Source organism: Geodermatophilus dictyosporus, assembly GCF_900115505.1.
Taxonomy (GTDB): Bacteria; Actinomycetota; Actinomycetes; order Mycobacteriales; family Geodermatophilaceae; genus Geodermatophilus; species Geodermatophilus dictyosporus.
This window is the reverse complement of sequence record NZ_FOWQ01000004.1, coordinates 204,824-228,443: the sequence shown is the minus strand read 5'-3', so window position 1 is coordinate 228,443 and position 23,620 is coordinate 204,824. Positions and strand designations below refer to the sequence as shown.

Annotated in this window: 21 protein-coding genes; 9 read left to right on the top strand and 12 right to left on the bottom strand. The window is 78.3% G+C overall.

Annotation, left to right across the window (positions count from 1 at the left end; genetic code table 11):
• Position 1 precedes the first annotated feature (1 nt).
• The 3 genes from ftsL to mraZ all read right to left on the bottom strand — a co-directional run bounded on the left by ftsL (position 2) and on the right by mraZ (position 2,620).
• Positions 2-625: a cell division protein FtsL gene (gene ftsL, locus BMZ33_RS11780; protein WP_091110385.1), complete on the bottom strand. Its 624-nt coding sequence runs from the start codon at positions 623-625 to the stop codon at positions 2-4.
• 80 nt (positions 626-705) lie between these two features.
• Positions 706-1,713 carry a 16S rRNA (cytosine(1402)-N(4))-methyltransferase RsmH gene (gene rsmH / locus BMZ33_RS11775; protein ID WP_091110383.1) on the bottom strand — a complete coding sequence of 336 codons (1,008 nt, stop codon included), beginning with the start codon at positions 1,711-1,713 and terminating at the stop codon, positions 706-708.
• 472 nt (positions 1,714-2,185) lie between these two features.
• Complete coding sequence (gene mraZ, locus BMZ33_RS11770) at positions 2,186-2,620, bottom strand: division/cell wall cluster transcriptional repressor MraZ (protein WP_091110380.1); 435 nt, start codon at positions 2,618-2,620, stop codon at positions 2,186-2,188.
• Between the two features lie 313 nt (positions 2,621-2,933).
• Between mraZ and BMZ33_RS11765 the strand changes: the two genes are divergently transcribed.
• Genes BMZ33_RS11765 through BMZ33_RS11755 form a run of 3 tightly spaced genes read left to right on the top strand, consistent with a single transcriptional unit; the run spans position 2,934 to position 7,725 of the window.
• A complete protein-coding gene (locus tag BMZ33_RS11765) occupies positions 2,934-3,917 on the top strand; it encodes an AAA family ATPase (protein WP_169064204.1) in 984 nt (327 codons plus the stop codon).
• 5 nt (positions 3,918-3,922) lie between these two features.
• Positions 3,923-5,299, top strand: coding sequence for a DUF58 domain-containing protein (locus BMZ33_RS11760; RefSeq protein ID WP_091110377.1), 1,377 nt, complete (start codon positions 3,923-3,925; stop codon positions 5,297-5,299).
• The gene (locus BMZ33_RS11755) at positions 5,296-7,725 is read left to right on the top strand and encodes a transglutaminase TgpA family protein (RefSeq protein WP_169064203.1); all 2,430 of its coding nucleotides are present in this window, start codon (positions 5,296-5,298) and stop codon (positions 7,723-7,725) included. The genes BMZ33_RS11760 and BMZ33_RS11755 overlap by 4 nt, the downstream gene beginning before the upstream one ends.
• Positions 7,726-7,976: 251 nt before the next feature.
• Here BMZ33_RS11755 and BMZ33_RS11750 read toward each other — a convergent pair whose 3' ends face one another.
• Positions 7,977-8,375, bottom strand: a complete 399-nt coding sequence (locus tag BMZ33_RS11750) for a DUF3040 domain-containing protein (RefSeq protein WP_091110375.1) — start codon at positions 8,373-8,375, stop codon at positions 7,977-7,979.
• Positions 8,376-8,498: 123 nt separating this feature from the next.
• Positions 8,499-9,686, bottom strand: a complete 1,188-nt coding sequence (gene dinB, locus BMZ33_RS11745; protein ID WP_169064202.1) for a DNA polymerase IV — start codon at positions 9,684-9,686, stop codon at positions 8,499-8,501.
• A 245-nt stretch (positions 9,687-9,931) separates the two neighbouring features.
• Between dinB and BMZ33_RS23730 the strand changes: the two genes are divergently transcribed.
• The 3 genes from BMZ33_RS23730 to BMZ33_RS11730 all read left to right on the top strand — a co-directional run bounded on the left by BMZ33_RS23730 (position 9,932) and on the right by BMZ33_RS11730 (position 12,577).
• Positions 9,932-10,225 (top strand): BatC protein, encoded by a 294-nt coding sequence (locus tag BMZ33_RS23730; RefSeq protein ID WP_091110930.1) that lies wholly within the window; start codon positions 9,932-9,934, stop codon positions 10,223-10,225.
• A gap of 314 nt (positions 10,226-10,539) precedes the next feature.
• On the top strand, positions 10,540-11,625 hold the full coding sequence (locus BMZ33_RS11735; RefSeq protein WP_342027971.1) for a cupin domain-containing protein: 1,086 nt from the start codon (positions 10,540-10,542) through the stop codon (positions 11,623-11,625).
• A 19-nt stretch (positions 11,626-11,644) separates the two neighbouring features.
• Positions 11,645-12,577 carry a sucrase ferredoxin gene (locus BMZ33_RS11730; protein ID WP_169064200.1) on the top strand — a complete coding sequence of 311 codons (933 nt, stop codon included), beginning with the start codon at positions 11,645-11,647 and terminating at the stop codon, positions 12,575-12,577.
• Between the two features lie 3 nt (positions 12,578-12,580).
• Here the strand turns inward: BMZ33_RS11730 and BMZ33_RS11725 are convergent, their stop codons facing one another.
• The 7 genes from BMZ33_RS11725 to BMZ33_RS11695 form a co-directional block, all read right to left on the bottom strand.
• Positions 12,581-13,753, bottom strand: a complete 1,173-nt coding sequence (locus BMZ33_RS11725) for an alkaline phosphatase family protein (RefSeq protein ID WP_091110370.1) — start codon at positions 13,751-13,753, stop codon at positions 12,581-12,583.
• Positions 13,750-14,502, bottom strand: a complete 753-nt coding sequence (locus tag BMZ33_RS11720) for a methyltransferase domain-containing protein (protein ID WP_091110368.1) — start codon at positions 14,500-14,502, stop codon at positions 13,750-13,752. The genes BMZ33_RS11725 and BMZ33_RS11720 overlap by 4 nt, the downstream gene beginning before the upstream one ends.
• Positions 14,503-14,532: 30 nt before the next feature.
• The gene (locus BMZ33_RS11715; RefSeq protein ID WP_091110366.1) at positions 14,533-15,012 is read right to left on the bottom strand and encodes a VOC family protein; all 480 of its coding nucleotides are present in this window, start codon (positions 15,010-15,012) and stop codon (positions 14,533-14,535) included.
• A gap of 73 nt (positions 15,013-15,085) precedes the next feature.
• The gene (locus BMZ33_RS11710) at positions 15,086-15,733 is read right to left on the bottom strand and encodes a GDSL-type esterase/lipase family protein (RefSeq protein WP_169064199.1); all 648 of its coding nucleotides are present in this window, start codon (positions 15,731-15,733) and stop codon (positions 15,086-15,088) included.
• Between the two features lie 85 nt (positions 15,734-15,818).
• A complete protein-coding gene (locus tag BMZ33_RS11705) occupies positions 15,819-19,649 on the bottom strand; it encodes a DNA polymerase III subunit alpha (RefSeq protein WP_091110364.1) in 3,831 nt (1,276 codons plus the stop codon).
• Positions 19,646-20,125: an SAV_6107 family HEPN domain-containing protein gene (locus BMZ33_RS11700; RefSeq protein WP_091110362.1), complete on the bottom strand. Its 480-nt coding sequence runs from the start codon at positions 20,123-20,125 to the stop codon at positions 19,646-19,648. Before BMZ33_RS11700 ends, BMZ33_RS11705 begins: the two co-directional genes overlap by 4 nt.
• Positions 20,125-20,445 (bottom strand): DUF6504 family protein, encoded by a 321-nt coding sequence (locus BMZ33_RS11695; protein ID WP_091110360.1) that lies wholly within the window; start codon positions 20,443-20,445, stop codon positions 20,125-20,127. Before BMZ33_RS11695 ends, BMZ33_RS11700 begins: the two co-directional genes overlap by 1 nt.
• Positions 20,446-20,675: 230 nt before the next feature.
• Between BMZ33_RS11695 and BMZ33_RS11690 the strand changes: the two genes are divergently transcribed.
• Genes BMZ33_RS11690 through BMZ33_RS11680 form a run of 3 tightly spaced genes read left to right on the top strand, consistent with a single transcriptional unit; the run spans position 20,676 to position 23,595 of the window.
• Positions 20,676-21,290 (top strand): YbaK/EbsC family protein, encoded by a 615-nt coding sequence (locus tag BMZ33_RS11690; protein ID WP_091110357.1) that lies wholly within the window; start codon positions 20,676-20,678, stop codon positions 21,288-21,290.
• A 14-nt stretch (positions 21,291-21,304) separates the two neighbouring features.
• Positions 21,305-21,877 (top strand): GNAT family N-acetyltransferase, encoded by a 573-nt coding sequence (locus tag BMZ33_RS11685; protein ID WP_091110354.1) that lies wholly within the window; start codon positions 21,305-21,307, stop codon positions 21,875-21,877.
• A gap of 5 nt (positions 21,878-21,882) precedes the next feature.
• Complete coding sequence (locus BMZ33_RS11680) at positions 21,883-23,595, top strand: phytoene desaturase family protein (RefSeq protein WP_169064198.1); 1,713 nt, start codon at positions 21,883-21,885, stop codon at positions 23,593-23,595.
• Positions 23,596-23,620: the final 25 nt, after the last annotated feature.

Genomic DNA, 23,620 nt, shown 5'->3' with positions numbered 1-23,620 from the left:
GTCAGCCCCCCGTCCCGGCCTCGGGCTCCCCGGGCGCGGGCGCCGGTTCCGGGGTGCCGCGGAGCGTGGCGCTGCCGTCGGGGGCGACGACGAGGTAGGCCGCCGCGCCGGCGGGCACGAGGCCGGCGGCGGCGGCCGCTGCGGCGAGCTGGGCCGGCGCGGCGCCGTCGACCACCTGCTGCTCGAGCCGCTGCACCTCCTCGGCCTTCTCGGCGTTGGCGGTGCGCAGCGCGGTGGCCTTGAGCGAGTTGACCGCGACGGTGGTGTTGAGCACGAGCAGGCCCAGCGTGGTGAGCACCAGCAGCGCGACGACGAGCAGCACGAACGGTGCCCGGCGGCCGGCGAGGGCGCCGCGCCGCGACCGGGGGGCGTCACCGCCGGGGACCAGCCGGAGCACCGGCGCGCTCACGCGCGGTGCCGGCCCGGTCGCCCGGCCACGGGACGGCCGGGAGGGCAGCGCGCGCAGCGGGCGGGAGGGCAGCGCGCCGGAGGTCTGCACGCGGACGGGCCGGGAGGCCATCGCCGGGACCGGGCGGGAGGTGGTCGCCGGGACCGGGCGGGAGGTGGTCGCCGGGACCGGCCGGGAGGCCATCGCCGGCACCGGGCGGGAGGTGGTCGCCGGCACGGGCGTCCTCGTGGCGGGCGAGCCCGTCGCCGGCGTCCTCGGCACGGCGGCGCCCTCGCGGGGCGCGCGGGCGGCGGCGCTCACGCGGCCCGCCGGGTGCGCTCGGCCGCCCGGACGCGGGCCGAGGCCGCGCGCGGGTTGGCGGCCACCTCGGCGTCGGACGCCGCCTCGCCGCCGCGGGTCAGCAGCCGCAGCACCGGCCCGTACTCGGGCAGGCGCACCGGCAGGTCCGGCGGGGTGCGGTCGGTGGCGCCGGCGGCGAGGGTCTGCTTCACGATCCGGTCCTCGAGGGAGTGGAAGGTGATGACGGCGACCCGGCCCCCGACGGCGAGCGCGTCCAGCGCCGCGGGGAGTGCCCGCCGCAGTGCGCCGAGCTCGTCGTTGACCTCGATGCGCAGCGCCTGGAAGGTCCGCTTGGCCGGGTGTCCCCCGGTGCGCCGGGTGGCCGCGGGGATGGCGTCGCGCACCAGGTGGGCCAGGCGCTCGGTGTGCGTGAACGGCGCGCGGGCCCGCTCGCGGACGATGGCGCCGGCGATCCGGGCGGCGAAGCGCTCCTCGCCGTAGACCCGCAGCACCCGGGCGAGCTCGGCGGCGGAGTAGGTGTTGACGACGTCGGCGGCGCTGCGCGGGGCCCCGGGGTCCATGCGCATGTCCAGCGGGCCGTCGCCGGCGTAGCTGAACCCGCGCTCGGGCCGGTCGAGCTGCAGCGAGGAGACGCCGAGGTCGAACAGCACCGCCTGCACCTCGGTCAGGCCCAGCCCGTCGAGGACGTCGGGCAGCTCGTCGAAGACGGCGGGCACCAGGGTGGCGCGGTCGGCGTGGCCGGCGGCGGCGATGCGGGCGGCGGCCTCGGCGCGGGCCTGCGGGTCGCGGTCCAGCCCGACCAGGCGGAGGCCGGGGTGGGCGTCGAGGAGGGCCAGCGCGTGGCCGGCCAGGCCCAGCGTGGCGTCGACGAGCACCGCCCCCTCGGTGGCGCAGGCCGGGCCGAGCAGCTCGGTCACCCGGTCGAGGAGGACCGGCACGTGCACGGGCTGCGACCGGGCCGCCGAGTCCTGCGGCGCGGGCCGCGTGGGCTCGGGCGTGCTCATCGTCGGCCTCCTCGGGTCGGGCTCCCGCGCCGGGAGGGGTGGCGCGTCGTCCTCATGGTCGCGCGGTCGGCGGGTCGTCGGCGGGAGCTCGACGGGCGCGCCGCGCGACGGGTGGGGCGCGGCGGTCGGGCGGGCGGCGAGGGGCGGGCAGACGGGAGGAACCCACGGCAGCCGGGAGGCCGGTGGGTGGGGGCGGGTGGGCACCGTGGGGCGGGGTGGGGTCCCGGAGGTGGCGGGGGTGGGACCCCCACCCCCCGCGGGCTCCGCCTGGCGCCGGGGAAGTGCGTCAGGTGGTGCCCGCGGGGAGCGGAGGCCGCCGGGAGCCGGTGCCGGTCCGACCGGCGGCGGGGTGCCGCCCGGTGCGCGGGGACCGAGCCGCGGGGAAGACGGTTCGGGCCGCACCCGGTCGAGCCGCGGGGAAGACGGCTCGCGTCGGGGTGCGCAGGTGGTCGGGGCGACCGGCGGGACGGGGTCAGGACAGCGTGGGCATCCCCTCGCTCTCCATGGCGGCGAAGGCCGCCTCCTGCTCCTCCACGTAGGTGTCCCACGTGGCCTGGTCCCAGATCTCGAAGCGGGTGTCGACGCCGACCACGACCACGTCTCGGTCGAGGTGGGCGTACTGCCGGAGGTTGGCGGGGATGGTGATGCGCCCGGTCTTGTCCGGCTCGACCTCGACCATCGAGCCGAAGCTCATGCGCGCGCGCATGCGGGCCTCGGCGGTGTCGGCGGGGGCCATCTGGGCGGCGGCGGCGCTCTGCTCGGCGACCCGGCCCATGGTGAGGCCGTAGATGCAGCGTTCCTGACCCTTCTTGATCACCATGCCGTCGGCCACCTGGTCACGGAAGCGGACCGGGAGTGCGAGCCGGCCCTTCTCGTCGAGGCGCAACGTGTAGCTGCCGACGAACACCGGATCACCTCCCCCATCGGTCCTCCTCGTGTCCTCAGCGGACCCGGGACGGGCCCTGGCTCCCCACCGCGCCACACAGTAACCCACTACGCCCCACCGGACACCACTCGACACCATGTCGTGACCGGCGCCCTCCACCGCCTGCGGTGCAGGTCAGCGGCGTGCGACCACCCCGGCGGCGCGCGGTGGGGCCGGGTGGGGCAGCAGGTGGGTCGCGGTGGGGCCGCCGACCCCGCCCGGAGGTCCGCCGGGGGCGCGGGGTGGGGACCGCGAGGCCCGCCCGGAGGCCCGCGTGGCACGTACCGTGGGCCGGGTGACCGACACCATGCGTGCGGCCGACGGGACGGCGGGGTTGCCGGTCGACGTCGCCACGGAGGGCGCGCGCATCGCGGCCAACGTCTCCCGCGTCGTCCAGGGCAAACCGGGGGTCGTGCACCTCGCCCTCGTGGTGCTGCTGGCCGAGGGCCACCTGCTGGTCGAGGACGTGCCCGGGGTCGGCAAGACGACGCTGGCCAAGGCGCTGGCCGCGTCCGTCGACGCGAGCGTGCGGCGCATCCAGTTCACCCCCGACCTGCTCCCCAGCGACGTCACCGGGGTGTCGGTCTACGACCAGGAGACCCGCGCCTTCGAGTTCAAGCCGGGCGCGGTGTTCGCCAACGTGGTGGTCGCCGACGAGATCAACCGGGCCTCGCCCAAGACCCAGTCGGCGCTGCTGGAGGCCATGGAGGAGCGGCAGGTCACCGTCGACGGGGTCAGCTACGAGCTGGCCGCCCCGTTCCTCGTGGTGGCCACGCAGAACCCGGTGGAGATGGAGGGCACCTACCCCCTCCCCGAGGCGCAGCGCGACCGGTTCACCGCGCGGGTGTCGATGGGCTACCCCGACCGCGAGGCGGAGGTGGCGATGCTCGACGACCGCGGCACCACCGACCCGCTGGCCACCCTCGCCCCCGTGGCCGACGCCGCCTCGGTGCGCGCGCTGGTGGCCGCGGTGCAGCAGCTGCACGTCTCCGACGCGATCCGCCGCTACGTGGTCGCCCTGGTCGAGGCCAGCCGCCGCGCCCCCGAGCTGCGCCTGGGCGCCTCGCCCCGGGCCGGCCTGCAGCTGCTGCGCACCGCCCGCGCCGCCGCCGCGCTGGCCGGCCGCGACCACGTGCTGCCCGACGACGTCCAGGCCATGGCGCAGCCGGTGCTCGCCCACCGGCTGCTGCTCACCCCCGACGCCGCGGCCGCGCGGCGCACGCCCGAGCAGGTGGTGGCGGGGCTGCTGGCGGACGTGCCGGTCCTGCGGGGACGCTGAGGACCGTGACCGGCCCGCTGCGGACCGCCCTGACGTCGCTCACCCTCCGCGGCCGCTGCCTGGTCGCCGCCGGCCTCACCCTGCTCGCGCTCGCCGCGCTGCTCGGCGAGCGGGCGCTGGCCCAGTTGGCCGTCTTCGTGCTCACGCTGCCGCTGCTGTCGGCGCTGGCGGTGTCCCGGCAGCGGGTGCGGGTGGCCGCCCGCCGGGCGGTCTCCCCCGCACGGGTGCCGCGCGGGGAGGACGCCGAGGTGCTGCTCGAGGTCACCAACACCGAGCGCCGCACCGGCCGGCTGTGGCTGCTGACCGAGCAGCTGCCCGCCGAGCTCGGCCGCTCCCCCCGCTTCGTCGTCGAGCGGCTGGCCACCGGCGGGACGGCCGCGCTGCGCTACCGGGTGCACGGCGGCCGGCGCGGGCGCTACCGGATCGGCCCGCTGCGGCTGCGGCTGGTCGACCCCTTCGGCCTGGTGCAGCGCACCACCAGCGGCACCGGCGACGCCCCGCTGCTGGTGGTCCCGCGGGTCCGCGAGCTGGGGCCGGGCGGCCCCGCCGGCGGACAGGGCGGCGGCGCGGAGGGCGCCCGCCGGTCGATCGCGGTGCACGGCGAGGACGACGTCAGCACCCGGGCGTACCGGCACGGCGACGACCTGCGCAAGGTGCACTGGCGGGCCACCGCGCGCACCGGAGAGCTGCAGGTCCGCATGGAGGAGCGGCCGTGGCGGGCCTCGGCCGCGCTGCTGCTGGACACCCGCGCCCGGGCCCACCTGCTCGCTCGCACCACCGCCCCGGGCGGCGCGGCGGCCGCCGCCGTCCCGGGCCCGCCGGGTGACCCGGCGCCGCCGCCGGACAGCCTGGAGTGGCTGGTGGAGGCCGCGGCCGGCATCGGCAGCCAGCTGGCCCGCCGCGGCGCGGTCCTGCGGGTGGTGACCGAGGCCGGCGAGCTGGGGTCGGCGACCGGGCGCGGCGGGCTGGGCCCGGCCGACCTGCTCGACCGGCTGGCCGCCCTCACCCCCTCCCGCGGCGCCTCGCTGGCCCCGGCGGTCGAGCTGCTCTCCCGGGTGGCCGGCGACGGCCCGGTGGTCGCCCTGCTGGGCACCGTCGGCCCCGACGACCTCGGCGAGCTGGTGGCCGCGCGGTCGGGCCCGGCCCGCGACGTCGCCGTCCTGCTCGACGTCACCGGCTGGGCCGACCCGGCCGGCAGCCGCAGCCGGCGGGCCCTGTCGGCGTCCGCTCGCGCGCACCTGACCGGCCAGCTCGAGCAGTCGGCGTCGCTGCTGCGCGGCGCGGGCTGGCAGGTGGTCCGCGCCGGGGCCGACCGCAGCCTCGAGTCGGTGTGGGCCGAGCTCGCGCACACGCGCAGCGTCGCGGTGGGGGTGCCGGCGTGACCGCCCTCGCCCCGCCCCCCGTCCGGACGCCTCCGCCGCCGCGCCGGGCCGATCCGCCGCCGCTGCCGCCGGGGACGCTGCGGCGCGACGGCGGCACCACGCTGGCCGCCGCCACCGCGAGCGCGCTGGGCACCTGCTCGCTCGGGCCGGTCTTCGTCCGCCCCGCCTGGGTGCTGCCCACGCTGGCGGCGATCGCCGTCGTCGCGGCCGGCGGGCTGCTGCTGCGGGCCGCCGGGCCGGCGCTGTGGGCGTGGGCCTCGGGCGGTCGGCCGGCTCCTGCCCGGGCGTCGGCCGTCGCCGTCCCGCTGGTGCCGCTCGGGCAGCTGGGGCTGCTCACCTGCCTGCTGACCGCGCAGTTCGCGCCGGAGCGCGCGCTGGGCGGCTGGCTGCCGACGCCGTCGTCGCTGGACGCCCTGGGCCGGGTGCTCCTCGACGGCTCGGCTGAGATCCGGGAACAGTCGACGCCGGCGCTGCCGCTGACCGGGCTGCTGGCGCTGACCGTGCTGCTGGTCGGGCTGGTGGCGGTCACCGTCGACCTGGTCGCCGTCGGCGGGCGGCAGCCGGCCCTGGCCGGACTGGGCCTGCTGGTGCTGTTCTGCGTGCCGGTCAGCACCGTCACCGGGGACGTCGGGCTGCTGGCACTGGCCGCGCCGGCGGCCGGGCTGGCGCTGCTGCTGTGGGCCGACCAGGCGCGGCGGCTGGCCGAGCGCTCCGGGCGGCCGGGCAGCGGGCGCGGTGGCGGGACGGCGGCCGTGACCACCGCCGGCGTCGCGCTGGTGGCCGGGCTGGTGCTCGGCAGCCTGGTGCCCACCCTCCCCGAGGGCCGGCTGGCAGCGGGCTTCGGCCCCGGCGGCGGGGGCGGCGGCGCCACCGGCACCGCGCTCGACCCCGCGGCGGCGCTGCAGGGGCAGCTGACCCTGCCCGAGCCGATCGACCTGCTGCAGGTCGACAGCTCCGTGCTCGACCCCGGCTACCTGCGGGTGGTCACCCTCGACGTGTACGACGCCGAGGAGGGCTGGACGCTGGGCAACCTCGACGGCGAGGCGTCGGTGGCGCAGGAGGAGGACCTCGCCCCCCTGCCCGGACGGCGCGGCGGCCGCGAGGTGGAGGTGGCGGTGACCGCCGTGGGCCACGACGACCGGTTCCTGCCGGTGCCCACCTCGCCGCTGCAGGTGGACATCGACGCCCCCGAGGCCTGGCGGTTCGACCCGGCCACCGGCACGGTGTTCGGCCGCGACGTCACCACCGGCGGTGCCGGCTACCGGGTCACCGCCGTCGAGCCGCAGCCCACCGAGGAGGAGCTGCGCGCGGCCGGGCCGCTGCCGGTGGACTCCCCGCTGCGGGAGCGCGACACCGCCCTGCCGCCCCTGGACCCCGCCGTGACCGACCTCGTGGCGGCGCTCACCGCGGGCGCGGCGACGCCGTACGACGCGGTGCGCGCCATCCACGACTCCTTCTCCCGCCAGAACGGCTTCGTCTACTCCCTCTCGACCGCCCCGGGCACCAGCGGCGACGACCTCGCCGACTTCCTGCGCCTCAAGCAGGGCTACTGCGAGCAGTACGCCGGCGCGATGGCCGCGATGGTCCGCGCCGCCGGCATCCCCGCCCGGGTGGCGCTGGGCTACACGCCCGGCCGGGTGCAGCCCGGCGGCGGCCGGATGGTGACCAGCGACGACGCGCACGCCTGGGTGGAGGTCTACTTCGCCGACCTGGGGTGGATCGCCTTCGACCCGACGCCGATCGACACCGAGCGCGCCGTCGAGCTGCCGTGGGCGCCGCGGCCGGCCGACCAGGAGATCCTGGAGCGGCCGACCGACGTGCCGACCGTGCCCACGGTGCCCGCGCCCGCGCCGACGCCGCAGACCGACCGGGTTGACGGCGCCACGCCGCAGGGGCAGGGCGGGACCGCCGAGGCCACCTCGGCCCGCCCGGTGCTGGTGGGCGCCGGGGTGCTGCTGGGGCTGGCCGCGCTGCTGGCCGCCCCGGCCGGCGCCCGCGCGCTGCAGCGGCGCCGGAGGCTCGCCGACGGCGGCCCGGCCGCGCTGTGGGACGAGCTGGCCGCCACCGCCCGCGACCTCGGCCTGCCCTGGGACCCGGCCCGCACGCCCCGGCAGCAGGCCGCCGTCCTGGCCCGGACCCTCGATCCCGATCGGGCGCCCGGAGCGGGCGCCCACCGCGCCGGTGCCGCCGGTGCGGCCGAGGCCGTCGAGCGGCTGGCGCGCGCGGAGGAGGGCGCCAGCTACGGCCGCCCCGGCGCGGCTGCCGACCCGACGCTGCAGGACGCGCTGGCCGCGGCGCGGCGCGGGCTGGTCGCTGCCGCGCCGGCCCGGGTGCGGGTGCGGGCGCTGCTGTGGCCGGCCTCGCTCGGCGACGCCGTCCGCACCGGCCTCGCCGCCCGGACCCCGCGCCGCCGCACCACCGCCTGACGAGGGGTCACCGCCCGCGCGGGCCCGGGCAGCGCAGCGCGGCCCGTGCAGCGCGGTCCGTCCCCGCGGGCCCGGCCTCGCCCCGGCCCGGCCTCGCCCCGTGGTGCCCGACCTCACCCCGCAGCGCGTGGTCGGGCACCACGGGGTGAGGACGGGCGCGGCGGACGCCGCACGCGGACCGCCGTCCTCCCCCGGAACGCCGACGGCCGCCGTCCCGGGCGGGACGGCGGCCGTCGGCGACGGTCGGGGTGCTACTGGTCGTAGCGGCGGCGGAAGCGCTCCTCGAGCCGGTTCTTCAGCGGCTGCCGGCGGGGCTTGCCGCCCCGCCCGCGGGCCGTGCTGCCCCCGCGTGCACCGGCCGGGCCGGCCTCGACCACGCCGGTGGCGCTGCGGTAGTTGAGGACGCCGAGAGCGGTACCGCCGAACATCACCAGGAAGCCGAGGACCCCCAGGGGAACGGACGGGGCGACGGCGCCACCGACGAGGACGGCCAGGCCAACCAGCACCAGCAGCGCACCGAGTTGCAGCTTCCGCCGGGCCTTGAGCCTGCGGTCACCCGTGCGGACGGAGGAGGCGAACTTGGGATCGTCGTCGACGAGGGCGCGCTCGATCTGCTCCAGCAGTCGCTGCTCGTGCTCGGAGAGCGGCACCGAGACCTCCAGGTGGGCGGAGCCAATACCGCCGGTCTCTACCCGGCGGTGACACCGAGGATACGAGGCGATTGCGGGGTGCGAAAGGCGAGCACGCGGCGACCCGCCGGGAGGCGTCGTCGATCACCCCCGCGGGTGGTCGCGGACCCGTCGGTCGCCGTCGCGGTGCAGCAGGGTGGCCGGGCGGACGGCGCCGGCCCCGAACCTCCGGGCGGCCCGGTCGGCGGCCAGTTCGGCGTCGCGGCGGCCGTGCTCCCGGGCGCCGAGCTCGAGCTGGCGGGGCGCCGACCCGGCGTCCACCAGCCGCTCGGCGCGCACGCCGACCAGCCGGATGCGGGCCCGGTCCAGGCCGAGGGCGTCGAAGAGCCCCCGGGCGGTCTCGTACAGCTCCTGCCCCACGTCGGTGGGGACGCCGAGGGTGCGGCTGCGGGTGATCGTGGTGAAGTCGGCGAAGCGGACCTTGATGCTCACCGTGCGGGCCAGCCAGCCCCCGGCGCGCAGCCGGCCCGCCGTCCGCTCGGCCAGCCGCAACAGCTCCCGGTGGATCACGGCGGGGTCGTCGACGTCGGTGCCGAAGGTCTCCTCGTGCCCGGTGGACCGCTCCGGCTCGTCGGGCACCACCCGGCGCGGGTCGCGGCCCCACGCCAGCTCGTGCAGGTGCCCGCCCGCCGCGGGGCCCACCGCCCGCTGCAGGGTGCGGGCCGGGACGTGCGCGAGGTCGCCGACGGTGCACAGCCCCAGCCGCAGCAGCACCTCCTCGGTCTTCGCGCCCACGCCCCACAGCGCGCCGACCGGCAGCGGGTGCAGGAAGTCGATCACCTCGGCCGGGCGGACGACGAGCATCCCGTCGGGCTTGGCACGGGTGGAGGCCAGCTTGGCGACGAACTTGGTGCCGGCCACCCCGACCGAGCAGGTGATGCCCTGCTCGTCGAAGACCCGGGCGCGCAGGTACTCGCCGATCTCGGCGGCGTCCCCGAGACGGCGGCCGGCGCCGGAGACGTCGAGGAACGCCTCGTCCAGGCTCAGCGGCTCCACCAGCGGGGTGATCGAGCGGAACAGCGCCATCACCGACCGGGAGACCTCGGCGTAGAGCGCCATGTCGCCGGGCAGCACGGTGGCGGTGGGGCACAGCCGCAGCGCCCGCGCCGTCGGCATGGCGGCGTGCACGCCGTACGCCCGGGCCTCGTAGGTGGCCGAGGTGACCACCCCGCGGTTGCCGGCCCCGCCGACGATCACCGGCGTGCCGGCCAGCTCGGGGTGCCGGCGCACCTCGACGCTGGCGAAGAAGGCGTCCATGTCGACGTGCAGCACGCTGCACCCCTCCGCCCGCCCCCGCGACGGCGCCACGCCGCACCCCTTCCCTCGAACACCTGTTCGGACCGACCCGGGGAGCGTAGCCGCCCGCCGCGGGCGCCGGCGCGGCGTCGGCGGGGTGTCCGCGCGTGTCGTGAAACGGCAGGTCGGGCCATGTGTGGCGGGACACCGAACGGGTTAGGTGGGACACGACCGACCGTCGTCCGGCGGACGGTCCCGACCCGGATCCCCGGAGGAGCTCGATGGCGCTCGACGACGACGACATGACCAGCGTGGAGGGTCCGGCCGACAGCGGCGCGGGCGAGGGCACGCCGGGCCACCACGACGGCGGCGCGGACGGCGGGGCCGACGGCGGTGCCGGCCACGACGGCGGTGCCGACGGCACGGCCGACGGCGGTGCCGGTCACGACGGTGGCGCCGACGGCGGCGCGGACGGCGGCGCCGGGCACGGCCCGGCCGACGGCGGTGCCTCGGGCGGCGGCTCGGACGGCGGCGCCGACGGCGGGGCCGACGGCGGTGCGGACGGTTCGGCCTGAGCCAGGACCCGACAGGCACCGGGCCGGGCGGAGGCGACCTCCGCCCGGCCCTGCGCCGGTGCACGCACCTCGACCCGGAGGTCTTCGCCGGGCAGCACTGGTCCCGCCGCCCCCTGCTCGCCCGCGCCGAGGACACCGGTGAGTCCTTCGCCGACCTGCTGACCCTGGCCGACGTCGACGAGCTGCTCTCCCGCCGCGGCCTGCGCACCCCGTTCCTGCGCATCGCCAAGGACGGCCAGGTCGTCGACGCCACGCGCTTCACCAGCTCCGGCGGCGCCGGTGCCGAGATCGCCGACCAGGTCTCCTCCGACGCCGTGCTGCGGCTGTTCGCCGACGGCAGCACCGTCGTCCTGCAGGGCCTGCACCGGCTCTGGCCGCCGCTGATCGAGTTCGCCGACCAGCTGGCCGCCGACCTCGGGCACCCCACGCAGGTCAACGCCTACGTCACCCCGCCGTCCTCGCGCGGCTTCTCCCCCCACTACGACGTCCACGACGTGTTCGTGCTGCAGGTGGCCGGCGAGAAGCACTGGACGATCCACGAGCCGGTGCTGCCCGACCCGCTGCGCACCCAGCCCTGGACCGACCGGTCGGCCGCGGTCGCCGCCGCCGCGGAGCGCGAACCGGTGATCGACGCCGTGCTGCGCCCCGGCGACGCCCTCTACCTCCCCCGCGGCTACCTGCACTCGGCGGTGGCGCTCGGCCAGACCAGCGCGCACCTGACCATCGGCGTGCACCCGGTCACCCGCTGGGCGGCCGCGGAGTCGGCGCTGGACCTGGTGCGGGTGCTGGCCGCCGAGGACCGGGAGCTGCGCCGCTCGCTGCCGCTGGGCCTGGACCTGGCCGACCCGGGGTCGGTGCGCGACGAGGTCCGGGCCGTCGTCGCCGCGCTCGGGGACTGGCTGGACCGGGTGGACCCCGACGAGGTCGCCGACCGGCTGCGCTCGCGGACCTGGGCGCAGGTGCGCCCCGAGCCGGTGGCGCCGCTGGCCCAGGCCACCGCCGCCGCGGCGCTCACGCCGGACTCGGTGCTGCGGCTGCGCCGCCGGCTCCGGGTGGCGCTGCGCGAGGGCGACGGCGACCGGGTCGTCCTGCTCGGCGGCCGGCGCCGGCACGAGTTCCCCGCGGCCACCCGGCCCGCGCTGGCCGCGCTGCTGGCCGCCGGCGAGCTCAAGGTGGCCGACCTGACCGGCCTGGACCCCGACGACCGGCTCACCCTCGCCCGTCGCCTGGTGACCGAGTCGATCGCGCTGGTCGCCGACGCCGCCTCCCCCGGCAGCGGCGGGGTCGACGGCGTCCCGGCCACCGCCCCCGAGCCGGGCCCGACCGGTCCCGGTGCGCCCGCGCCGGACGCCGGCGGGGACGATGGGGAGCGTGCCGACGCCCTCGGGACCGGGTCGTGAGCCCGCGGCCCTGCCCCCGGTGAGCACCCCGGCCGCCTCCCGCTCCACCCCGGCCGGCCGGCTCGACGCGACCCGGTGCTCGGTGACGGCCGAGGCCCGCGGGGACTCCCCCGTGGGCACGGCCTCACCGGCGCAGCGCTGGCTGCTGGTCGAGCAGCCCGGGCCGTGGGGCCGCGACGCCCTGACCCAGTCCCGCTTCGACCGCGGTGTCGCCGCCCGGCTGTCGGCCCGCGCGCGGGCCGAGGGCGTGCGGGTGCTGCTGGTCCGCCGTCCCGGGGAACGGCTCGCCGACACCGGCCGGGGCTGGGCCTACGCCGACGGCCGGCCCGGCCGCGAGGGGCTGTGGTGGTCGGTGCGGACGGAGGACGCCGACTTGCTGGCGGCCCCCTGGGACGGGTCGGTCGGCGAGCGGGCGGAGCGACCCACCTACCTGGTCTGCACGCACGGCCAGCACGACGCCTGCTGCGCGCTGCGCGGCCGGCCGCTGGCCCGGTCGATGCCCGCAGCCGACGTCTGGGAGTGCAGCCACCTCGGCGGCTGCCGGTTCGCCTCCAACGTGCTGGTGCTGCCGCACGGGTTCGCCTACGGCGCGGTGCCCGGCGACGGCGCCGACGTGGTGGCCGCGCACACCCGCGGGCAGGTGGCGCTGCCCTGGCTGCGCGGACGCGCCGGGCTGTCGATGCCGGCGCAGGCCGCCCAGGCCGCGGCGAGGGAGTCCACCGGGCTGCTCGGCGTCGACGACCTGCCGGTGCGCGGCTCGCGGCGGCTGCCCGGCACCGACGCCGAGGAGGCCGAGGGCGTCGAGCGGTTCGAGGTGGTGCTGGCCGGCCCGGCGGGCGACGTCGTCGTCCGGCTCGACAGCCGGCCGTCGGCCGAGGCGGTGCAGCTGACCTGCCGGGCGACGCACCCGGCGCACTCCCGGGTGTGGACGACGCTGTCGGTGACCGGGTAGGGCTCAGCCCAGCGCGCGGCCGCGGGCCAGCAGCAGCGGGATCGCCAGCTCCGCGTCGGTCAGCGAGCCGTGGTAGGCCACCAGCCGGCTCGGCCCGGGCTCGGACAGGCCGGCGGTGATCGCCCAGGGTCCGCGGGCGAGCGCGACGACGTCGCCGATGCGGGCGGCCAGCGCGGGGTCGACGTCGCCGAACACCCCGCTGGCCACCGCCTCCTCCCGGCCGGCCACCCAGGCGCGGTCGCCGAGCACGCCGCGCCACGCGCCGAGGACGTCGCCGGCGGACCCGGGCACGGCGTGCACGTAGCGGGCCCGCGGCTCCCCGGCGAGCAGGGCGACGCCGTCGAGCAGCTCGGGCTCCTCGTCGAGGTCGACGCGGGTGTGCGCGGGGACGTCGAGCATGCCGTGGTCGGCGGTGACCAGCAGCGCGGCGTCGTCGGGGAGGCCGTCGACGACCTGCTCGACCAGCTTGTCGACCAGCGCCAGCTGCAGCCGCCAGCTGTCGGAGTCCACACCGCGGACGTGCCCGGTCAGGTCGAGCTCGGGTGTGTAGCCGTAGACCAGGCCGGTCGGCGACAGGCTCAACGACTGCAGGACCACGGCGGCCAGGTCGCCGGCGCCGACCGTGCCGGAGTAGCCGGCGCCGCGGTAGGCGGCGGTGGACAGCCCGGAGCCGCGGTAGGCGTAGGGGGCGACGGCGGTGACCGGGACGTCGGCGGTGGCGAGCTGCTCGAAGACCGTGGGCCGCGCCTGCCACTGCGCCGGGTCGGGGTCGTCGGCCCACTGCACGTGGTTGAGCGTGCGGTCCTGCCCGGGGACGGCGGTGACGAAGCCGAGCACGCCGTGCCCGCCCGGGGGGACGCCGGTGGCCAGCGTGGTCAGGCTGACCGGCGTGGTGCTCGGGCAGGGGGCGGCGAGGTCGCCGGCGGGGGCGGCCAGGCCGGCGAGGGTCGGGGCGAGGGCGGCGTGCTCGCGCAGCAGGTGCGCGCCGAGGCCGTCGACGAGCAGGACGGCGACCCGGCGGGCGCCGGCCAGGGCCGCGGTGAGGCCGAGCGGGTCGGCCGGCAGCCCGCCGCGGTCGACGTCGACGCCGAGGGCGGCGGCCGCGCCGGGCAGCACGTCGGCGAGGGTGGCGGTGCCGTAGTCCGGGCGGGTCAGGCCGGCCGGCAGCGCCGTCACGGACGGGTGGCCAGCACGTGCAGGCCGGTGGCGACGTCGCGGTAGGGCGAGGTGACCGCGAGCGCGAGCTCGAGCCGGCGGACCGCCTCGGGGCCGGCGCCGGAGGCGGCGTCGAGCAGGTCGGCGACGACGGCGACGCCGCGCCACTCCCCCGGCTCGAGCCCGGCGCCGGTGACCAGCGCCAGCAGGTCGCCGGGGCCGAAGCGGCGCCGGGCCGGGCGGGTGCGGCTCGGCGCGGGGTCGCGGTCCTCGAGGAGGGCCAGGGCCTCCCTGGGGTGCCCGCCCAGCGCCCGGGCGAGGACGGCGCCGGCGCGGTTGGCGGTGGCGATGCTGACCTGGCCGCCGGGCCGCAGCGCGCGGGTGACCTCGCGGAGGGTGGCCGAGGGGTCGTCGACGACCTCGAGCACCGAGTGGCACAGCGCGAGGTCGTAGCCGCCGCCGGCGCCGTGCCCGTCGTCGAGGGGCAGCTCGTGCAGCAGGTCGCCGTCCCCCTGCAGCCCGCGGACGCGCTCGCCCACCCCGGCGGTCTGCGCCCGGCGCTGCAGGGTGGCCAGGGCGTCGGCGCTGGGGTCGACGACGGTGACCTGGTGGCCGAGCCGGGCGAGCGGGACGGCGAACCCGCCGCTGCCGCCGCCGACGTCGAGGACCCGCAGCGCCTCGCCGGAGGCGACGACCGGGTCGAGCGCGGCCCACACCGCGGCGGTCCGGACGGGCAGCTGCTCGCCGGTGGACGGGGCGGGGGCGCTCACCCGCCCGACCCTACTGGCGGGGGCGCCGGGTCACGCCGGGACGCCGTCGGCGGCCTCCCGCATCTCGGCGACGACGATCCGGCGCATCTGCAGCATCGCCTCGGTGGCGCGCTGGGCCCGGCCGGGGTCGGGGTCGGACAGCAGCGCGAAGAGCTCGACCGGGATGACCTGCCAGGAGACGCCGAAGCGGTCCTTCAGCCAGCCGCACTGGCCCTCCTCGCCGCCGTCGGTCAGACGCGCCCAGTAGTGGTCGACCTCGTCCTGGTCGGCGCAGTGGATCTGGAAGCTGATCGCTTCGGAGAAGGGGAACTGCGGGCCGCCGTTGAGACCGACGTAGGCCTGCCCGTCGAGGGTGAAGCTCACGGTCATCGCGGTGCCCTCGGGGACCGGCATGTCGGGGCCGTAGCGGGTGACCTGGTCGATCGAGGAGTTCGGGAAGACCGACGTGTAGTACTGCGCGGCCTCCTCGGCGCGGCCGTCGAACCACAGGCACGGGATCTGCTTCGGCATGGGGGTCCTCGCTCCTCTCCGGCGACCGGCGGCGTGCCGGCGTGCAGGAGTAGACCGCGCGGTGCCGCCCGAGTCATCGGTGCGCGCCGCCCGGGGGTGTCGGCGTCGACGGAGGGGGGTCGGCCTCCGCCGTCCACGCCCGCCAGTGCGGCCAGACCAGGTCGGCCAGCGCCGCGTACCCGGCCGCGCCGGGGTGGGCTCCGTCGCCGGCGGCCACCTCGGCCGTCCACGCCGGGCCGGCGGCCAGCGCGGCGTGGACGGCGACGTGGGGGACGCCGCGGGTGGCGCACAGCTCGGCGAAGCGCGCGTCGAGGTCGGCGGTGCGGGCGTTCTGCGCCGCGTCGGCCACCGGGGGCGGGCCGACCACCAGCACCGGCCAGCCGGCGGCCCGGGCTCCGGCCAGCACCGTGTCGAGGGCGGCCACGGAGCGCTCCGGTGCGACCCGCGGGGCGCCGTCCTCGAGCGTGGTGTCGTTGACCCCGAACGAGACCACCAGCCGCGCGTCCCACTCCCCCGACAGCCGGGGCGCGCACTCGGCCGCCCAGCGGGCAGCGACCTCGACGCCGGTCTGCCGGCGCACGCCCAGCGGGTAGGCGGTCAGCGGGCGCCCGGCCCGGGCGCTGCGCGCGGCGAGCCGGCCGACCCAGCCGAGGTGCTCGGGGTCGCCGACGCCGGCCGTGAACGAGTCGCCGAGGAAGCAGACGCGCAGGTCCGGGGTCACCGGGGCCATCGTGCCGGACCCGCGGCGGACCGGTGGCGGACCGGTGGCGGACCGGCGGGTGGCCCCGCCGCAGGAGCGGGCCCGCTCAGTGGCCCGGGCTGCCGGGGCTGGAGTGCCAGAGCTTGCGGGGTGCGGCGGCCGCGGCGCGGCGGGCGGCGGTGGCGGCGTCGTCGCCGGCGGGCTTGACGTCGGCGTAGGGCGACATCCGGAAGCCGGTGGGGTGCACCAGCACCGGCTTGACCACCACCGGCCGGGCCCCGTGCGAGGCCGCCGCCCCGCTGATCGCCTGCTCGGTGTACTCCCCCGGGGCGGCCATCTGCTCGGCCACCGCGGCCAGCCCGCCGGTCTCCCACGCCTCGTGCAGTGCCGGCAGCTCCCACGCGCCGGTCGCGCGGATCGACACCCCGCGCGGGCCGGTGCGCCGCAGCACCCCGCGGATCACCAGCAGCCACGAGTGGAACACCGTCGCCGCGTACGGGCCCTGCACGTCCTCGAAGAAGGTCGAGTCGGTGCAGCCGGTGCCGTCGTCGAGGGTCACGAACACCACCCGCCGTCCCGACCGGATGGGCGGGGTCTGGGTGGCCACCTTGACCCCGGCGACCAGCACCTCGGCGCCGCTGCGGCTGCCGAGCAGCTCCCCGGCCGGCACCGCGCCGATCGCGGCGAGGAAGGGCCGGTAGAAGTCGACGACGTGCCGGCTGGCGTCCAGCCCGAGCACCTCGAGCTCGGCGCGCACCAGCTCGGCGTCGGTGAACTCGGGCAGCCCCGAGCCCGCGCCCCACGACAGCACGCCTCCCGACAGCGCCGTCTCCTCCGCCTCGGAGACGCCGGCGCCCTCGCCGTCGGCGGCGTCGGCGTCGGCGTCATCTGGCGTCTCGAGGCCGAAGAGGTCGAGGCTGAGCTGCCCCACCGAGCCGGCCTTCGCGCCGCTGCGGCTCCACCGGTCGAGCTCGCTGATCTGCAGCAGCAGGTCGCGGCGGGTCATCGAGCCGCGGGCACGGGTGGGCCGGCCGGCCTCCCGGTCGCGCACCCCGAAGCCGTAGAGGGAGTCGAACCCGCCGGCCAGGACGAGCCGCTCGACCACCGGGCGGGACACCGCGGCGCGTGTCCAGAAGTCGGTGAGCGACCGGTAGGGCTGCCCGGCGACGATCCGCGTCACCTCGTCGTCGGAGATGCCCTTGACGTCGGCGAGGGCGAGCCGGATGCCGTAGCGGGAGGGGTCGGGCATGGCCGCGGGCATCCAGTCCGGACGCTGCCAGTCCGCCCGCCGGTCGGGTTCCCGGCCGGGTCCTCCCCGGTCCGGCGTCGCCAGCCGCTCCACCCGGTAGCTGCCGGTCGAGGCGTTGACGTCGAGGCCGAGCACCCGGATGCCGAAGTTGCGGGCGTCGTCGAGGATCAGCCGCTTCGGGTACATGCCCGGGTCGTGGGTGAGCACCCCGGCGAGGAAGGCCGCCGGGTGGTGGGTCTTGAGCCACGCCGACTGGTAGGTGGGCAGTGCGAACGCCGCGGCGTGGGCCTTGCAGAAGCCGAACGAGCCGAAGGCGACCAGCACCTCCCACACCCGCTCGACCACCTCGACCGGGTAGCGCTGCAGCGCCACCGGCACGAACCAGGCCCGCACCTCCGGGTGCAGCTCCTTGTCCCCCAGCGCGCGGCGGGCCTCGTCGGCCTGGGCCAGGTCGCAGCCGGTCATCTGCGCCACGATCTGCAGCACCTGCTCGTGGAAGACCACGACGCCGGCGGTCTGCTCGAGGAACGGTGCGAGGTCGGGGTGCGGGTAGACCGGGTCCTGCCAGCCGTTCCGGGCCAGCAGGAACGGCGTCACCATGTCGCTCTTGACCGGGCCGGGCCGGAACAGCGAGATGTCGATGACGATGTCCTCGAACGTCTCCGGCCCGAACTTGCCGACCAGCTCGCGCTGCCCCGGCGACTCGATCTGGAACATGCCGAGGGTCCGGGTGCTGCGGATGAGCTCGAAGGTCGTCGGGTCGTCCCTCGGGATCGCGTCGACGTCGAGGGTCTCGCCGTCGACCCGGGCCACCTCCTCGACCGCGTGCGCGATCGCCGACTGCATCCGGATGCCCAGCAGGTCGAGCTTGAGCAGCCCGAGCTCCTCGACGTCGTCCTTGTCGAACTGGCTCATCGGGTAGCCGAGGAAGCTGTTCTCCACCGGCGTGCGGTCGAGCAGCGTGGCGTCGGAGAGCAGCACCCCGCACGGGTGCAGCGCGATGTGCCGGGGCAGCCCGTCGAGCCGGGCGACGAGGTCGAAGAGCAGGTCGAGGTCGCCGGTGCCCCCGCCCCGGCGCGAGCCCAGCCGGCTGGCCCGCAGCTCCGGCAGGTCGCGCAGCGCCGCGTGCACCTGGTCGGCCCGGACGTGCGGGAAGGCCTTGGCGACGGCGTCGACCTCGCCCGGCGGCAGCCCGAGCGCGGCGCCGACGTCGCGGATGGCGTGCCGCACCCGGTAGGTGTCCATCATCGAGATGCAGCTGACCCGCTGCGCCCCGAAGCGGTCGATGACCGCGTCGTAGACCTCCATCCGCCGGGCGGACTCCACGTCGATGTCGACGTCGGGCAGCTGGTGGCGCAGCGGGGAGAGGAAGCGCTCCATCAGCAGCCCGTAGCGGATCGGGTCGACGTCGGAGATGCCCAGCAGGTAGGTGACCAGGCTGCCCGCGCCCGACCCACGCGCCGCGGCGCGGACCCTCAGGCTCCTGATGAGGTCGACCACGTCGGCGACGGTGAGGAAGTAGGACGGGTAGCCGAGGGAGTCGACGACGGCCAGCTCGTCGTCCAGCCGCCGGGTGACCTGCGCGGTGGCCGCCATCCCGCGCCGGCCCAGCCCCGCCTCGCAGCGGGCGCGCAGCACCTGCGAGGGGCCCATCCCCCGCTCGCCGGGACGGGTGACGACGTCGAGCTCGGGATAGCGCACGGTGCCGACGCCGAGGTCCTTGCGGACGTCGACGACGCACTGCTCGGCCAGCCGGGCGGTGCGCTCCAGCAGCCGCAGCGCGGCGTCGCGGTCGGGGCCGGCCAGTTCCCCGGCGACCTCGGCCATCTCCTTGCCCGACTTCAGGTAGCCCTCGGCGGTGCGCCGGTCGACGTGCCGCCGGTCGAGGGCGACCAGCCGCCGGGAGGCGTCGAGGACGTCGGCGGTGGGCGCGTCGAGGGCGTCGACGTACCGGACGGCGTTGGTGAGCACCACCGGCACGCCCTGCTCGGCGGCGAAGCGCATCAGCCCCTGCGCGCGGGAGCGGTCGCCCCGGCCGCGGTGGTGCACCAGCTCGACCACCAGCGAGCCCGGGCCGAACACCGAGCGCCAGGCGTCCAGCCGGGCCGCGGCGACGTCGGCCCGGCCGGCGGCCAGTGCCCGGCCCACCGGCGAGTCCGGTCCCAGCACGGCGACCAGCCCCGGGGCGTGCTCGGCGGCCAGCGCCAGCGAGGCCACCGGCTCGCCGCGGGTGCCGCGCAGGTGGGTGGCGCTGGTCAGCCGGCACAGCGCCCGCCAGCCGGCGCCGTCCCGGGCGAGGAAGGTCACCCGGGGCAGCCGCGGGTCGACGCTCGCCCCGCCGCGCGCCGGGCTGCGGCGGGCCGGCCGCACAGGGGTACCCCGGTCCCGGGCCACCCCGGGCACGGTCAGCTCGTCGTCCTCCCCCAGCACGCGCGCCCGGGCCCGCGGCACGGCGGTGTCCACCGCCGGGGCGACCGCGAGGTCGACCCCGAACAGCGGCCGCACCCCGGCCGACCGGCACGCGAGCGCGAACTTGACCGCGCCGTAGAGGCCGTCGCGGTCGGTCAGCGCCAGCGCGCCCATGCCGTGCTCGGCGGCGCGCGCCACCAGGTCGGCGGGGTGGTTGGCCCCGTACCGCAGGGAGTACCCGGAGGCGACGTGGAGGTGGACGAAGGGGTCCCCGCTCACCGCCCGCGGGCGGGACGGTGGGCGGTGCCGCCGACCACGCGCGGGCGCGGGGCGGGCTCGGGCTCGTGGCCGAGGAGGTCCTCGACCACGGTGAGGAAGGAGCCGACGTCGCGGACCAGGTCGTCGGCCTCCCGCTCGGTGACCGCGCGGGACAGCCCGGCCTCGGCCGCGGCCCGCTTGGCCGCGCCGGCAGCGAAGAAGGTGGCCCACTCGCCCAGCTCGGGAGCGACCTGGCCGAGCAGCACCCAGGCGCTGCGCGGCCGGCGGCGGCCGCTCTCGGGCCGGGTGCGGGCGGCCAGCACGGCCGCCGCGGCGCGCAGCGCGCCCAGGTGGGCGGTGGCGTAGCGGCGGCGCGGGTCGGTCGAGCCCGCCGCCTCGGCGAGCGCCCGGGTGGCCTGGTCGAGCAGCTGGACGGCGGCCGCCGGCAGCGGCGGGGGCAGGGGCAGCTGGTCGGCCATGACGCGAGCGGCGCCCATCAGTCGTGCACCCGCACGAGCGACCACCGGTTGTCGGCGGCGTCCCAGGACAGGTCGTAGACGCCGGCGAAGCTCATCCGCGACCGCCCGGCCCGCACCGCCTCGACGCGGAAGACCTCGCGGGGTGCGACCAGGTCGGCCGAGGCGCCGCCGGCGGCCGACCGCTGCCACCACGGCGCGGTCTCCACCCAGGAGTCGAGCAGCTCGCCGACGACGTAGCGCCACTGACCGCGCCAGAACTGCGCCGGACCGAGCGGCCCCCGCTCGACCCGCACCTCCTCGCCGACCCGCTCGCCGACCTCACCCAGCACCCGGCTCATGCCCGACTCCCCACCCCGTGCCCGCGACCGGCCCGCCCACCGCCCGGGCGGGGAAGGTCCCGGGAGCGGTGGCCGACCGTTCGAACGTCTGTTCGAACAGCACGAGTACACCCGACCGCGACGGTGTCGTCAAGCCGGACGCACCCGGGAGCAGGGACCGGCGTCCCCTCCCCCGCCCGTGCGCGGCGGACGGTACGGCGGGGGTCCGACAGCGGTGGCAGGATCGACGCATGAGCCGACCCGCCCACCCCCGGGTGGCCGCGTTCGCCGACCTGCTCTCCGAGGCGGGGGCGAGCGGGCGGGTCCACGAGCTCCCCTCCGGCGCGCACACCGCCGCGGAGGCCGCCGCCGCGCTCGGCGTCCCGATCGGCGCGATCGCCAACAGCCTGGTCTTCGACGTGGACGGCGCGCCGCTGCTGGTGCTCACCAGCGGCGCGCACCGGGTCGACGTCGCCAGGGTCGCCGCGCTGCTCGGCGTCCCGCAGGTCCGGCGCGCCTCGGCCGACTTCGTGCGCGAGCACACCGGCCAGCCCATCGGCGGCGTCGCCCCCCTCGGCCACCCCGGGCCGATCGGCACCCTCGTCGACGTCGAGCTGGCCCGCCACGACCGCGTCTGGGCCGCCGCCGGGCACCCGTCGGCGGTCTTCCCCACCAGCTACGACGAGCTGCTGCGGCTGACCGCCGGCACCGCCGCCGAGGTCGGCGACGGCCCTCCCGAGGCCGCCCGCGCCGAGGCGGCACGGGGCGGGGCCGCGCACCCCGGGGCCGCGCCGCTCGGGAGCACGCCGCTCGGGACCACCCCCACCGGAACCACCCACGACCCCGCCGCCGCGGTGGGTCCGTGAGCGAGGAGAGACCCGTGACCGGCACGACACCCGCGACGCGGGTGACCGAGCTGCCCGTGGGCTGGCTGCGCGACCACATGCACGAGGCGCTGACCATCTACGGCGAGGCGATGGGCTACGACGCCTCGGTGGTCGCCGGCCGCTACGGCTACGCCGTCCAGCACACCGAGCGGCCCGGCTTCCGCGCCGTCGGCGCCTTCGAGGCCGGCAGGGACGGCGAGCGGCTCGTGGGCTTCGGCTACGGCTACCTCGTCGCACCAGGCCAGTGGTGGCACGACCAGGTGCGCGCCGCGCTCGACCGGCGCACCGCCAAGCGCTGGCTGCCCGGCGCCTTCGAGGTGTGCGAGCTGCACGTGCACCCCGACGCGCAGAGCCGCGGGCTGGGCCGGCGGCTGCTGCACGCCCTGGTCGAGGGCGTCCCGGCGCCGGTGGCGCTGCTGTCGACGCCCGACGCCGACACCAAGGCGTTCCGCCTCTACCACGCCGACGGCTTCGTCGACCTCGCCCGCGGCCACCACTTCCCCGGGGACGCCCGTCCCTTCGCGATCCTCGGCGCCCGGCTCCCGCTGCGCGCCGTCGCGTCCTGACCGGCGTGCCGGCCGGCGGCCGCCGCGCCGACGCCGTGGCCGGCACCGTGCCCGGCACCGTGCCCGGCACCGTGGCCGACGCCGCCACTGACGCCGTGGTCGACGCCGTCGTCGTCGGCGCGGGGCACAACGGCCTGGTCGCTGCCTGCCACCTGGCCCGGGCCGGGCTGGCCGTCGAGGTGGTCGAGCGCGACGAGGTGCTCGGCGGCGCGGTGTCCACGGTGGAGCGCTGGCCCGGCGTGCGGGTCGACCGCGGCTCCAGCGCGCACGTCATCGTCCGGCACAGCGGCGTCGTCGAGGAGCTCGACCTCGCCGCGCTCGGGCTGCGCTACGTCGACTGCGACCCGTGGGGCTTCGCGCCGGCGCCGGTGCCCGGCGACCCCGGCCCCGACGGCCGGCCGCTGGTCTTCTCCGTCGACCTCGACGCCACCTGCGCCTCCATCGCCGCCGCCTGCGGGGAGGACGACGCCGCCGCCTACCGCCGGTTCGTCGGCGTGTGGGGCCCGCGCAGCCGCGCCGTCGTCGACTCCTTCGGCCGGCAGCCGACCCCGCTGGGGCTGGTCCGCGCCTTCTGGCCGCTCGGCGCGCCCAGCGGCGACGCCCCGCGCACGCCCGGCGGCGACCTCGCCGTCGACTTCCTCGGCTCCGGCGACGCGCTGCTCGACCGGTGGTTCACCAGCGAGCGGCTCAAGGCGGCGCTGGCCTGGTTCGGCGCGCAGTCGGGCCCGCCGATGTCCGAGCCCGGCACCGCGGCGATGGTCGCCTGGGTGGCGCTGCTGCACGACACCCCGCCGGGTCACCCGGTGGGCGGCTCGGGCGGGCTGACCGAGGCGCTGCGCCGGCGGCTGGAGTCCGACGGCGGGCGGGTCACCCTCGGCGACGGCGCCGCGCGGCTGCTGGTCGAGGACGGGCGGGTCGCCGGCGTCCAGACGGAGTCCGGACGGCGGGTCTGCGCCCCGGTCGTCGTCGCCGCCTGCCACGTGCTGGCCACCCGCGACCTGGCCGGCGAGCACGCCCCGCCCGCGCTGGCCGCCGCCGCCCCGCCGGTGGGCAACGGCTTCGGCCTGGTGCTGCGCTGCCTGACCGACGCCCTGCCGGCCTACCCCGGCGTCGACCCGGCCGTCTCGGCCCAGGGCCTGCAGCTGCTGTGCACCGACCGCGCGCAGCTCGCCGCCGCGCACGGCGACTGGCTGGCCGGCCGGCTGCCGCGCGAGCCGGTGCCGCTGGCGATGTCGTTCTCCGCCAGCGACGACACCCTCGCCCCGCCCGGGCGGCACGTGGTCACCGTGTGGGGGCAGTGGTACCCCTACGACCTCGCCGACGGCGGCGACTGGGACGCCCTCGCCGACGCCGAGGCCGCCCGCCTGGTGGCCGCCGTCGACCGCTTCGCCCCCGGCTTCGCCGCCTCGGTGCAGCAGCTGTACGTGCAGACGCCGCTGCTGCTGGAACGGGAGCTGTCGCTGCTGCGTGGCAACGTCATGCACGTGGAGATGGGCCTGGCCAGCATGTTCGCGTTCCGGCCCACCCCGGCGCTGTCGGGCTACCGCGTGCCCGGCCTCGCGGGCCTCTACCTGGCCGGTGCCTCCACCCACCCCGGCGGCGGGGTGTCGGGCAACTCCGGCCGGACGGCGGCGCGCGCGGTGCTCGCCGACCGCCGTCCGCTCGCCCGTGCCCGGAGCCGGGCCGGCCGGGCGCTGCGCGCCGTCCGCTCCCGGTGAGCACCCGATGAGCGCCCGATGAGCG